At 64.9% G+C, this 13,075-nt stretch carries 10 protein-coding genes and 1 tRNA gene; 6 read left to right on the top strand and 5 right to left on the bottom strand.

The features are described 5' to 3' along the window. Positions 1-5: 5 nt before the first annotated feature. From RVY76_RS02545 to RVY76_RS02570, 6 genes are all read left to right on the top strand, one after another. On the top strand, positions 6-308 hold the full coding sequence (locus tag RVY76_RS02545) for a sarcosine oxidase subunit delta (RefSeq protein ID WP_317375624.1): 303 nt from the start codon (positions 6-8) through the stop codon (positions 306-308). Then, a complete protein-coding gene (locus RVY76_RS02550) occupies positions 305-3,298 on the top strand; it encodes a sarcosine oxidase subunit alpha (protein WP_317375625.1) in 2,994 nt (997 codons plus the stop codon). Before RVY76_RS02545 ends, RVY76_RS02550 begins: the two co-directional genes overlap by 4 nt. Positions 3,299-3,302: 4 nt before the next feature. Then, positions 3,303-3,842, top strand: a complete 540-nt coding sequence (locus tag RVY76_RS02555) for a sarcosine oxidase subunit gamma (protein WP_317375627.1) — start codon at positions 3,303-3,305, stop codon at positions 3,840-3,842. A 30-nt stretch (positions 3,843-3,872) separates the two neighbouring features. Further along, positions 3,873-5,273 (top strand): L-serine ammonia-lyase, encoded by a 1,401-nt coding sequence (locus RVY76_RS02560; RefSeq protein ID WP_317375628.1) that lies wholly within the window; start codon positions 3,873-3,875, stop codon positions 5,271-5,273. A gap of 35 nt (positions 5,274-5,308) precedes the next feature. Continuing rightward, positions 5,309-6,529, top strand: coding sequence for a lytic murein transglycosylase (locus tag RVY76_RS02565; RefSeq protein WP_317375629.1), 1,221 nt, complete (start codon positions 5,309-5,311; stop codon positions 6,527-6,529). 62 nt (positions 6,530-6,591) lie between these two features. Continuing rightward, positions 6,592-6,668 (top strand) — tRNA-Arg (locus RVY76_RS02570). A gap of 104 nt (positions 6,669-6,772) precedes the next feature. Here RVY76_RS02570 and RVY76_RS02575 read toward each other — a convergent pair. The 5 genes from RVY76_RS02575 to RVY76_RS18645 all read right to left on the bottom strand — a co-directional run bounded on the left by RVY76_RS02575 (position 6,773) and on the right by RVY76_RS18645 (position 13,075). Continuing rightward, positions 6,773-8,644, bottom strand: a complete 1,872-nt coding sequence (locus RVY76_RS02575; protein WP_317375630.1) for a TniQ family protein — start codon at positions 8,642-8,644, stop codon at positions 6,773-6,775. Beyond that, entirely contained in the window at positions 8,641-9,621 is a 981-nt protein-coding gene (locus tag RVY76_RS02580) for a TniB family NTP-binding protein (protein ID WP_317375631.1), read from the bottom strand. Before RVY76_RS02580 ends, RVY76_RS02575 begins: the two co-directional genes overlap by 4 nt. Next, positions 9,621-11,777 (bottom strand): Mu transposase C-terminal domain-containing protein, encoded by a 2,157-nt coding sequence (locus RVY76_RS02585; protein WP_317375632.1) that lies wholly within the window; start codon positions 11,775-11,777, stop codon positions 9,621-9,623. Before RVY76_RS02585 ends, RVY76_RS02580 begins: the two co-directional genes overlap by 1 nt. Continuing rightward, positions 11,774-12,478 carry a hypothetical protein gene (locus tag RVY76_RS02590; protein ID WP_317375634.1) on the bottom strand — a complete coding sequence of 235 codons (705 nt, stop codon included), beginning with the start codon at positions 12,476-12,478 and terminating at the stop codon, positions 11,774-11,776. The genes RVY76_RS02585 and RVY76_RS02590 overlap by 4 nt, the downstream gene beginning before the upstream one ends. A gap of 315 nt (positions 12,479-12,793) precedes the next feature. Continuing rightward, complete coding sequence (locus tag RVY76_RS18645) at positions 12,794-13,075, bottom strand: helix-turn-helix domain-containing protein (protein WP_410796004.1); 282 nt, start codon at positions 13,073-13,075, stop codon at positions 12,794-12,796.

Consider the following 13,075-nt stretch of genomic DNA (forward strand, 5'->3'; position numbering starts at 1 on the left):
GAGCGATGCTCCTGATCCATTGCCCCTATTGCGACGAGACGCTGCCCGAGCTTGAATTCGCGTATGCGGGCGAGGCGCATATCGTCCGTGCACCGGATCCATCCGGAACGAGCGATGAGGAATGGCGCGATTTCCTCTTCATCCGTTCGAATGCCAAGGGGCCGCATTACGAACGCTGGCGTCATATCCATGGCTGCGGGCGGTTCTTCAACGCGGTCCGCGACACGGTGAGCGACCGGTTCCTCGCGACCTACAAGGCGGGTGCCGCAAAGCCGGATCTCGCAAGCTTGACGGGGGGCGATCAATGAACCTCTTCCGCGTTCCGGGACGGGGCCGCGTCCGTCACGACCGCCCCGTGACCTTCACCTTCGACGGCCGCGAGGTCGCGGGGTGCGAGGGCGATACAGTCGCCTCGGCTCTCCTCGCAAATGGTCGTCATCTGATGGGGCGGTCCTTCAAGTACCACCGTCCGCGCGGTCCCGTGGCCGCCGGGTCGGAGGAGCCAAACGCGCTGATCGGCACGCGGCGCGGCCCGGGGCGGTCCGAGCCGAACACCCGCGCCACGATGCAGGAGATCTGGTCCGGCCTCGAGACGCTGAGCCAGAACACCTTTCCAGACCTGCGGTTCGACCTCGGCGCGGTGAACGACCGGGCGCACCGGCTGCTGTCGGCGGGATTTTACTACAAGACCTTCATGTGGCCGAAGAGCTTTTGGGACAAGGTCTACGAGCCCTTCATCCGTGCGGCCGCCGGCTTGGGCGTATCGCCCACCGAGGAAGATCCCGACAGCTACGCCTCCCGCTATCTGCATACAGACATACTGGTCGTGGGCGGCGGTCCCGCGGGGCTGGAAGCTGCGCGCGCAGCGGCGCAATCGGGGCTGCGCGTGACACTCGTCGACGAGCATGCCGAACTGGGAGGGACGCTGCTGAGCGAGCCGCAGGCGCGGATCGACGGGCGTCCCGCCTGGGACTGGCTTGCCGCCACGGTCGAGGCGCTCGAGGCGATGGGCGTGCGGATCATGACCCGCACCACTGCCATCGGCTACTACCACCAGAACATGATCGGCCTGTGCGAGCGGCTGACCGACCATCTGCCCGAGCTTCCGAAGGACACCCCGCGCGAGCGTCTCTGGCGCGTGCGGGCGGGGCAGGTGATCCTTGCGCAGGGCGCGCTCGAGAAGCCGCTGGTCTTCGACGGAAACGACCGTCCGGGCGTGATGCTGGCCGGCGCGGCGCAGACTTATCTCAACCGGTTCGGAGTGCGGGTGGGGAATCGCGTGGCGATCGTCACGAGCCACGACAGTGCCTATTGGGCGGCCTTCGACCTTGCCGATACCGGTAGCCAGATCGTGGCCCTTGTCGATACGCGGGACGCGCCGGGCCCCGATGTCGCGGCAGAGGCAAGGCGGCGCGGCATTCCGGTCCTGACGGGACAGACGGTGACCGGCACCCGCGGGCGGCTGCGGATCAACGGCGTCTTCATCGCGCCGGTGACGGGGGGCGATGTCGGCAAGTCGCGGCGTGTTCCCTGCGATGCGCTTCTGATGTCGGGTGGATGGACGCCGTCGCTACACCTCTTCTCGCATACGAAGGGCAGTCTCGCCTGGGATGCCGACCGGCAGACGTTCCTGCCCGACCGCGTCACCGAAGCCTGCCATATCGCAGGTGCGGGCCGTGGCCTCTGGGGGATCACCGCGGCGCTCCATGACGGGGCCGAGATGGGATCCGCGGCGGCGCGCGCGATGGGGCTCGACGCCGATCCGCGCCGTATCGACGTCTCGCAGGATCGCGGTGGAAAGGGCGTCAGCGTCACCGAACTGCCAAGCGGCAAATCCGCCGCCAGCACGCGCGCCTTCGTGGACTTCCAGAACGACGTGACCGCCAAGGACCTGCGCCTTGCCGTAAAGGAGGGGATGCGCTCCATCGAGCACGTCAAGCGGTACACCACGAACGGTATGGCGACCGATCAGGGCAAGATGTCGAACATCAACGGGCTCAACATCGCGGCAGAGGCGCTGGGCAAGCCCGCACCCGAGGTCGGCCTCACCACCTTCCGCCCGCCCTATACGCCGACGACCTTCGGGGCGTTCGCGGGCTATCACCGCGGTGCCCATTTCGAGGTGACGCGACGGACCCCGATCGACGCCTGGGCCGACGAAAACGGCGCGGTGTTCGAGCCGGTCGGCCATTGGCGGCGCGCGCGATATTTCCCGAAGCCGTGCGAGGACATGGATGCGGCCGTCGGTCGCGAATGCCGTGCCACGCGCGCCTCTCTGGGGATCTTCGACGCTTCGACCCTGGGCAAGATCGAGGTGGTCGGGCCCGATGCGGCCGAGTTCATGAACCGCATGTACACGAATCCCTGGACGAAGCTTGCGCCGGGGCGTGCGCGCTACGGTCTGCTGCTCGGCGATGACGGTTTCATCCGCGATGACGGCGTGATCGGACGGCTGGCCGACGATCGCTTTCACGTCACGACCACGACCGGCGGGGCGGCGCGCGTGCTGAACATGATGGAGGATTACCTTCAGACGGAATGGCCGGACCTGAAGGTCTGGCTCACCTCGACGACAGAGCAATGGGCCGTGATCGCGGTGAACGGCCCCAACGCCCGGAAGCTGATCGAACCCTTCGTCGAGGGGGCCGACATCTCGCCCGATGCCTTGCCGCACATGTCGGTCGTCGAATGCAGCTTCGACAATCTGCCCTGCCGTCTCTTCCGGCTGAGCTTTACCGGCGAACTGGGCTTCGAGATCAATGTGCCTGCGCGTCACGGCCGGGCCGTCTGGGAGAAGCTGATGGAAGCGGGCAAGCCGTTCGACATCACCCCATACGGAACCGAGACGATGCACGTCCTGCGGGCCGAAAAGGGGTTCATCATCGTCGGTCAGGATACAGACGGCACCGTCACGCCCTACGATGCGGGAATGGGATGGGCCGTCGGCAAGCAGAAGGCCGATTTCGTCGGCATGCGCGCGCTGATGCGCCACGATCTCGTTGCCGCGAACCGCAAGCAGCTGGTGGGTCTTCTGACCGAGGACGGCGAGACGAAGCTGGAGGAAGGCGCGCAGATCGTGTTCGATCCGAACCAGCAGACGCCGATGATCATGGCCGGCCATGTCACCTCGTCCTATCACTCGGACGCGGTCGGTCAGCCCATCGCGCTTGCCGTGATCGAGGGGGGGCGCGAACGGATGGGCGAAACAGTCCATATCCCCATGCCCGATCGCACCGTGACCGCCAAGATCACCGCACCGATATTCTATGACCCCAACAACGACCGCGTGAAGGTCTGATCCCATGCTGAATATTCCCCCCAAGGATTTCACAACCGGCATCGTCGCCGAAAATGCTGCCGCTCGAGTCACGGCGCTCGATCCGGTCGCGCGCTTTTCACTTCGCGCGCATAAGGGCGATCGCGAGGCTGTGGGCTCGGCCCTCGGGCTCGATCTGCCGATGCGGGTCGGGCAGGTCGCCGGCGAGGAAATGCGCGCGCTCTGCATCGGGCCCGACGAATGGCTGGTCCACCTGCCCGAAGCTGCGGCAGATCGCGTGCGGGAGGTTCGGATCGACGCGCCGCACAGCCTGACCGAGATCACCGACCGGGAGCTTTCGTTCCGCATCGACGGGCCGCGTGCGACCGAACTCCTGACGCTGGGCTGGCCACGCGATCCCGCGAGCATCGCGGTGGGAGAGGGGCGTCGCACGGTCTTCGACGGGGCGAGCGTGATCCTCTGGCGCGACGGCGAGGAGGATTGGCGCATGGACATCTGGCGGTCCTTCGCGCCGCATGTCGTCTCGCTCCTCGTCACGGGTTGCACGGAACTCGCTGCCGGGTGACACTCCGCCGTCCCTAGCCAAGGTCCACCGATGTTCCTGTCCGTCTTCGACATCTTCAAGATAGGGATCGGTCCGTCATCGTCGCACACGATGGGTCCGATGAGCGCGGCGGCCCGGTTCCTCGACGATCTGCGGCGCGGCGTCGATCCGGTGCCGGGGGCGGGCGCGCTCGCCGGGCTTGGGGCGGTCCTTCACGGATCCCTGGCATTCACCGGCAAGGGACACGCGACCGACCGGGCAGTCCTTCTGGGCTTCTGCGGGCTGAAGCCCGACACGCTCGATCCGGACGAGGCCGAACGGCGCGAGGCGGAGGTCCACCGGACGTGCGAGGTGATGCCCGAGGGGCTCGGACCGCTGCGCTTCGACCCGGAAACGGATCTCGTCTTCGATTACGGCCCACCGCTCCCATTGCATGCGAACGGAATGGTCCTCAGGGCCTTCGATGCCCGCGGCAACCTCTATCATCGCGAAACCTATTACTCTGTCGGTGGCGGCTTCGTGCTGACGGAGGACGAGCTACTGGCTGAACGTGAGGGCAGGGGCGGCACAGAAGGCGGGCCCGTCTTTCCCTATCCGTTCCGAACCGCGCGCGAAATGCTCGAGATGGGCAAGAGGTCGGGGCTGACGATCGCCGCCATGAAGCGCGCCAACGAAGAGGTCCTGCATGGGCGCGATCTCGATCGCAGGATCGACCATGTCCTGACGGTTATGGACGAATGCATCGACCGGGGCCTGCGACAGGAGGGCGTCCTGCCAGGGGGTCTGAAGGTCCGTCGACGTGCCGCTGCCATTCATGACCGGCTGAAGGCCGAGGCGGGCCACAATCTTGCCCAGCCGCATGTCGCGAACGACTGGATGAGCGTCTATGCCATGGCCGTCAACGAGGAGAACGCCGCCGGCGGTCGTGTCGTGACCTCGCCCACAAACGGTGCGGCAGGCGTCGTGCCGGCAGTCATCCGCTATTACCGCGACCATTGCGTCGGAGCGTCCCGCGCGGGCGTCCACGAATTGATCCTGACGGCTGCCGCGATCGGGGGCCTGATCAAGCACAACGCGTCGATCTCGGGTGCCGAGGTTGGCTGTCAGGGCGAAGTCGGATCGGCCTCTGCCATGGCGGCGGGCGGGCTTTGCGCGGCGCTGGGCGGCACGAACGAACAGGTCGAGAACGCCGCCGAGATCGCGCTCGAGCATCACCTCGGCATGACATGCGATCCGGCCGCGGGTCTCGTTCAGGTGCCCTGTATCGAGCGCAACGCCATGGGGGCGATCAAGGCGGTTTCCGCTGCATCACTCGCGCTGAGGGGCGATGGCGCGCATTTCATGCCGCTCGACAATTGCGTGAAGGTCATGGCCGAAACGGGGCGTGACATGGATGTGAAGTACAAGGAAACTTCGACAGGCGGGATTGCGGTGAACATCCCGGAATGCTGATCTGGTACGATCTGCCCAGCTCATTCGGACCCCAAATGATCCTTCGCGCCGCTCTCCTCCTTCTCTGTTTCTCCATGCCTGCCGTTGCGCAGGACCGCGCCGGTGTGGAGCGTCATTTCCGGTCATGGCTCGACCAGACGATCTGGCCCCGTGCGGCGCAGCAAGGTGTCTCGCGTGCGACGTTCGAAAGCGCGCTGGGGCAGGTACGTCTTGATTGGGACTTGCCTGACCTTGTTCCCCCCGGCTCCGCCCCGGGACCGCGCGCACAGGAACAGGCCGAGTTCGGTGCGCCCGCTGGCTATTTCCGCTCGGTCGCAGGAGCCGCCTCCACAGGACGACAGCTGGCAGCGCGACATTCCGCGACCCTCGACCGCGTGACACGTGCCACCGGCGTCCCCGGTCATATAGTCCTCGCGATCTGGGGTCGCGAAAGCGGTTATGGTCGCGTCGACATTCCGCACGACGCCTTCCGCGTGCTTGGCACGAAGGGTTTCATGTCAACGCGGGCGGATTATTTCGCGGATGAGCTCGTGGCCGCGCTGCAGATCGCCGAAGCCCGCCATGCACCGCCCGGTGCCATGCGATCCAGCTGGGCCGGAGCGCTGGGGCAACCGCAGTTCATGCCGTCCTCGTTCCTCAGTTTCGCCGCCGACGGTGACGGCGACGGCCGGGCGGATATCTGGAGGTCGGAGCCCGATACGCTCGCATCGATCGGTACCTATCTCGCGCGTCATGGCTGGCAGGCGGGTCGCGACTGGGGCTTCGAGGTGGACGTCCCGGCCCATATCTCCTGCGCGCTCGAAGGTCCCGACAATGCAAGGCGGATCGCCGACTGGGTCGAGATGGGTATCACCCGTGTCTCGGGGCGCCCTTTTCCTGCCCACGAACTGGGACAATCGGGGTCCCTTCTCATGCCGGCAGGCCGCCTGGGTCCCGCATTCGTCGTTACGCCGAATTTCTATGTGCTAAAGGACTACAACATGAGCGATCTCTATGCGCTCTACGTGGGCCATGCCGGGGACCGCATCGCCTATGGCTCGGGCGATTTTGCGCGGCCCTGGCGGCCCGTCGACAGGCTGCTCCGCTCCGAGATAGCCGGGATGCAACGGGCCCTGCAGGCCATGGGGCATGATGTCGGGGGTGCCGACGGCCTCCCGGGGTTCAAGACCCGGCGATCCGTCGGTCTCTGGCAGGCGGCCACGGGGCAAGCGGCTACTTGCTTTCCGGCGTCGGAGATGACGAAAACCCTGCGGTAGTTTGGGCTCATCGTGATTTTCGCCTTGCACCCCGGTGCCGACACGATTATCCCGCCCCCAACGCGCTGGTAGCTCAGTTGGATAGAGTATCTGACTACGAATCAGAGGGTCGGGGGTTCGAATCCTCCCCAGCGCGCCACTGCCTTCCTGTCACACGCCAGATAGTTTTTCCTGTACCGACACAAAGGTTTACCTTTGGGTCCGGTTTGGCCAAATCGGTTGGGGTCTGATTCGCCTGCAGCCTCACATCCTGCCCCAGTCCAGCGGCCCCGGAAGCTCGAGGTCCGAGGTAAGAATCACGTCCCGCAGACCTGCTTTCGTATAGATGTGGCCGGTGTCCTTCGGGACCTGGCGCGGCAGGATTTTAAGTTTCGGCAGTTCGAAGCGTAGGCGCTGGAACGACAGGCCGGTGGCTTGCGACAGGCGACCGAGCGTCGTGTGATCCGTCAGGAAGCTGTCGATGGAGGCGCGGGTCACGGCCGGCATGGTATGGCCGCGCAGGGCCGGGCCCCGTTTCTCAAGTGCCAGCTCCCCGGTGGAGAGCAGGAAATCCACCATCCGCAGCGATCCGCCAAGGATCTTCGCAGTCTTCAGCTTCGGCACTGCGTCGAGCAATTCGCCGGTAACAGCCGTGCGGACCTCTTCAATATCGACGTGGATCGCAGCGAGGCCCTGCATTGTGGGGTCGATCGCCGAGGACGGAACCTTTCCGTCCTGGATGAGCGCTTGGACCGTAAGCAGTGGTGTTCCGATCTTCCGACACGCCTCAACGAGAGACATGCGGTCCGCACTTGGGTGGAACGACGCGCGGGTCGATATCGCTGACTTCACGTCAGACAGAAACGTCTCGATCTCGGCCGCGGCGTAGCGCGGTCGGCGGTCTGTAGGTTCGGTGTGACGTCGGATCAGATCCGCGAGCCGCAGTTGCCGGAAGATCGACTCGCTGGCTCCCAGCCGCGCCTTTGCCTCTTCGCGGCTCAGCAACCCAGCGGTCGGCGCCAGACGGGGCGCCAGGTCTTCGGCGCGGAGCGGCCGCAGGAGGGTGACGCGGTCCGGGCTGCCGTTCGGCGCGGCCAGCCCCGCCGCAACGAGCTTGGCGTTGAGCCGGGCGCGTGAGATCCGGAACGCCCTCTTGGCGCTGTTGATCGAGTAGACTTGCGTTCGCGGGCAGGCCTGTCCCAGAACCATTGTCCCTGCCTCGACGGGGTAATTGCGGAAGACGTGCTCGCGGACCACAGCGCGGAGCGCCGCCATGCCATCGCCATTCCCGCCACAGCGGAGCCAGACCCAGAAGGGTCCGAGATCGAGCTTGTGGCTGGCATTGCTTTGAAGGGGATCGATCTGCAGGCGGTGGAGCTCGGCGATGAAGGCCTCGTGCCCGTTCCTGAGCACGTCAAACCCCGCCGCCCCGGCCTCGTACAGCAGATCGTCGTCGGCATCCCGCGCGGCATCCCGGTACCAGATCCGCGTAAGCCCGAGCGCCTCGGCGAACCGTATGACGAATGCCAGCGGCATGGTGTCGAGGTAGGGGATAGCTTGCAGCCCGTGCAGGCGGTCGAGGATGTAGCGCTCGTAATCGGTGAACGGCCGTGCGTCGTCTTTTCCAGCAGCGTTCTCGATCAGCGGCATCGTCGCCTCGACACGAGCGACGATGTCGTAGTTGCCGAAAGTGTGCTCCAGCCATGGCAGTTTGAGGAGTGGCCGCCAGTGACGTTCGCACGTCCGGATGGCCTGCAGGTTCCAGTGCATACGCCGGTAAGCGCGCCTGAGCCCGCCTGACGCAAGATCCTCGAGGATACAGGCCGGACAGACGCGCAAGCGGCTCCGCAGGAGAGTCTTGTTCGGCACGACGTCACCGCCGATCCTGAAGCGCAGCGGGCCCATGGCGCGGATCGACCAGCGTTCAAGCACGTCCGCAGACGTTCCACCGCGAGCGGCGAGACGTCGGATTGAGATCGGATCGCCACGTACGACGGACTTCCAGTCGAGGCCGACATCGAGACAGAGATCGAACGGATCGGCGGCCCGCGCGAACCGCGCAAGGCGCGAGGCGTAGGAAGTCGCCGTCTCGTAGGGACATGCCGGGTGCGCGAGGTTCAGTGCAATTTCCCTCACCTTAGCCGGCCTCCGAGGGACGCCGGGGGTGCGACGGGTACCATATCGAAGAGCTGTCGTGGATCGATGCTCAGGTAATCATCGGTCAGGAACGGGTTCAGCCCGTCGATGCAGCCCGACCGTCGCCGGAACGCGGCCGCGAAGTGGGATCGGTCCAGCACGGAGGCGCCGCTCCGCAAGGCTTCCTCGATCGCCGCGATCACGGTTTCCACGATCAGCCCGAACTGCGTGGCCCCCGCATGGACGAGGCGCGCGACGAAGTCGTCTTGGACGAGGTCGGTATTCGGAGAGAGATTGGCCTTCTCTGCGTAGGTGGCGACAAGGGATCGGATCATCGGGCCGTCTGCCACCCAGGAGACCGGGGCGATCTCGATCGGGTAGGTGCGCCGGGCCAGCTGCGGATCGGCGTTCAGCATCGCCTTCACTTCCGGCATGCCAGTCAGGATCAGCCCGACCGGCCAGTCGCGGTTCTGCATCAGCGACTTCAGGGTATTGATCACTGATTGCTGCGCCCCGGCGCTGCGGGCGGTATAGAGGTCCTGCGCCTCATCGATATGCAGAAACAGCGTCTGCCGCTCGCGCAGGAAGTGGCGGACACGGTCCCAGATGATGCCCGACGGCTTGTCGCGCTCGAGCGGGTAGCCGAGCGCGGCCAGGGCGGCCATGCCCACGTCCTTCAAGGTCGCGGGCGACGGGACGAGGAAGCTCACGACGTCCGCCCGGAGCCGGTCCGGCGCCGGCAGGACGAGGTCCGGATGCGTGGCGATCAGCCGCTCGGCCGCGGTGGTCTTGCCGCAGCCCGAGGGGCCGATCAGGGCAATGCCGCGGGCCTCTCCGCGCAAACCCTCGGCCACCTCGACCTGCCTGCGTCTAAGCAGGCGATCGAACTGGTCGAAGAGAAGCCGGTGCTGCGGGTGGCGGAAGAACAGCGTCCGGAGGCGCGCTACGGTCAGGTCGATGTCGTCTCGATCTCGCATCAGTCTTCCTCCAGGCCCCAGTCGTCGTTCGGCTGCTCCTCACCCGGCGAGCCGTTCGGCGAATGCGCGGTTTGAGGCTCCTCGACACCATTGATCGAGAACAGGTCTGGCGGGGTATCGCCGAGCGGGACAACCTGCCCGAAGCCGTCTTCTGCGTTCGGGAGGTCGATTTCGGGTGCGGCGTCGACGTCGATGGTCAGGCCCAGGCCAAGCTGGCGCTCCTCCCGCTTCAGGTCCTCAGCGGAAAGATACGGCAAGCGCACCCGCATAGTCTCGAGCTGCGCCGCGTTGATCTCCCTGATCTTCTGCAATGTACGCACGATCAGGTCTTCGTGGAGTGCCGCGTTGCGTCTGTGTCTGGACCGAAGTTCCAGGACGGTGAGGCGCCAATCGGCAAGGCTGACACCGTTCATCACCGATCGTAGCGCATCGGCGACATGCCATATGCCGTCGACCCGAACCATGATCCAGCCGAGTTCGGCCGGGTCGACCCGGATCGTAACCTGTGTGTCGTGGCTGTGCCGAAGCATCTCCCGCAGGGCATCGCAGGCGTAGTCGTTGCCGAGGACCGTGACGCCCTTGCGAGTGACCTTACGGGTCAGCTCGATCCCCAGGGCGCGGCAGCGGGTTTGCGGCACCGGTGGCGGAACTATGCTGCGCGACTTCTCGAGGCGCTTCCAGCAGTCGGCCGGTGTCTCGTCGCCGAGCCCGGCATGCGGCTTGTGGTGGTAGATGTCGACGACGTAGAGCGTGAGGATCTGAAGGAGCGTCTCGCGCGAATGCACCGCGAGGTCCTCGGACGGGTAATCCCCCCGGTCGATCGGATTCGAGAACGTTCTCCCGGCAAGAAGTGCCATCAGCTCGGTGCCGAACGAACGGAACAGGCGCTCAATTCGACCGCGAAGCGATGCGATGCCAGCCGGCGGTCTCTCGGGACCCCCTCCTAGGGCGTGGATCGCGTTCACGAACGGAATGCTGGTGAACGCGGCGCCGTTGTCGGTCACCACGGCCGCGAGACCGCCATGCTGCGTCCAAGCGTTTACACAGCCAGCTTGTTTCGACAGATCGCTTTTGTCCCTCGTGGCATCCGCCAGGGTCAGCACCGCGTCGTCGGCATTCGGCGTTGAGGCGAGGCGCAGTGCCAGAATGCACCGGGTGGCGCAGTCGATGGCGACGTAGAGCCAGAGGCGCTCGTGAATGAGGCCCGCCCGCTGTTCTTCGGACATTGTGTCGAGTGCGCCGATCTCCGTGATCAGCGTCAGCACATCGACGTTCCACTCGTCGATCTCGATCCGCTCCATCGGGTATCCGGCCTTGATGCCGAGCTCGATCGCGGCGAATTTCTTGTTCGCGGCCGCAACGCCATAGCGACCGGCGTAGGTCTGGTAGGGATCGAGTTTCCCGATCTTGCGCTCGATGCATCGCTTGGATGGCTCTGAGATCGGAGGAATGCCAAGTGCCTTTCGTTCCTTGTTGAGCTTCCTGAAAGCATCAACGCAGTCCCTGGCGACTTCGCGCTTTGTCGGGCGCTGGATGGTCGCGTATTTCCCAAGCTCCTTCGCAATCAGTTTCGCGCCCTCGATGCAGAACCGGGAGACCGCGTTGCCGGACCGATGGGTGCCGGGAACGAGCGAGAGAGGGTCTCGCCCGGAGTTCTCGAATCTCCTGACCCACTCCAACACCGACCTCGGGCAAGGCGCGTCCTGGATGGTCGATTTGCGACCCGCGCGCTTCTTTCGGTTGCCGCGCTGGCGAATGACGTCGATCGTGTCGACCTCCTTCTGGAGGTCGTACATCGCGCAAGAGATCGACGTCTCGGTGCGTTTGATGAGCGACCGTTCATAGAGCGCCAGGAAGGCTTCGACGTATCCCCATCGCCAGAGAACGATGTGCTGCGTCTTCTTGGGCAGGTCTCGGAGGCATTCGACTCCAGCGTCGATCCGCGCTCTCGACCTGCCTGGATCGAAGTAGCCACGCTCGAACAGGCTGTCACGGTCCATTAACCGCTCGGCGAGTTCGTCGGACGAGAGGCCTAGGGTGACACCAGGATCGTCGACGGCCTCAAACACGTACCCGGCGCCTGTTGCCGTGCCGAGACGCCAGTGACGTTTGTTGAGGAACAGCCGGTCGCTATTGGAGATGAGGAAGCGGCTCATGCCTTGTACTCCGCGTTGACGGGCAAGGACAGACGGGTGCTTTCAGAGATTTCCGCGCTCGTCTCCGCATGGAGGTAGCCGTCGTAGATGCCCACCACGATCGCCTGGAACCCGACGCCACCCATATCGAGATGCGCCACTAGATCACCGACGGTAATCGGGAACGCGGCCGTGGCGAAGCGGCCGTAAGCCGTGACGAGGACCTCCGGCGACAGATTGCGGCGGAATTGATGCAACCTCTCGACGTTAAGCGCCTCGTCCCGGGTGAAGTGAGCGTCGGTGATGAGGCGTAGCTCGTCGGCGTAGTCCTTGCGCAGTCCAGCACGGATCGCGGCGAGTTCTTTCTGGAACTCGGGTCGAGCGGCGCGGATCTGCGGCTTCACGACGACGGCCCACCGGCGTCCGGTCGTGAAGGTGACGAGGAAGTCGAACGTATGGTGACGGGTTCGTCCGTCCGGCGCGATATAAGCGATGGCCGGAGGCTGATCCCAAATGTCCCATAGGTCACGACGGGCGAGGAGCAGGAACAGCACGCGCTGCTCGAGCTTGCTCTCGAACTGGATTATGCGGTCCCGGCCGCCCGATCCGGGCGGACTTGCTGTGATCGCGCCTCGCGAACTCGCTTTCGATCGCATGGATATGGTGCGCGTAGCGCGGCTGGGCAGCGGTGGCTGCGTCGTGTCGTCGGTGGTTTCGTCCATGATATGTACAGGGGCTGAGCACGGCGTGCTCTGCGCACACCGGACCACCCCATTCCCTCGAGAATTGGTGCAAGATTGGCCAAGCGGACCCGTCGCATCCGGAGGATCCGTTCTTGACTTCGATCGGTTCTCAGGGGAAAGTTCGTCTGATCCACCAAGATCAAAGACTTCCAGAGGGCCCTGCTTTTGTGGTGATTGCAGGGCCTTCGTCTTTCCCAAGATGTAGAATCTTATGTCATGGCTGAGTCTCCTTGCAGTACGAGGTGATCGGCCTGCAAAGACGCTGGTAACACGCCATTTTGAGAAGGCCGCCCATCAGCTTTGCGATCCTGTTTGGTCAGGATAGCGATCCGGCCACAAAAGCGAAGGACACGTTCCGAGTTCCCGCGCGATTGCGGCCTCGATCCGTTTCGATGTTCGGTGTCCCTGGCAGACCGTCGTCACGCTGGTGGCGCCGACGCCGAGTTCACGACTGATCTCTCGAAGAGAGCTCCCGCAGATTCGCAGATCACACTTGATACGCTCGTGGCGAGCCAGATCGACGTTCGGCACCGGCGATCCCCTTATCGATTCGAAGTAGCTCTGAAGAAAGCACAC

Source organism: Palleronia sp. LCG004 (assembly GCF_032931615.1).
Lineage (GTDB): Bacteria > Pseudomonadota > Alphaproteobacteria > Rhodobacterales > Rhodobacteraceae > Palleronia.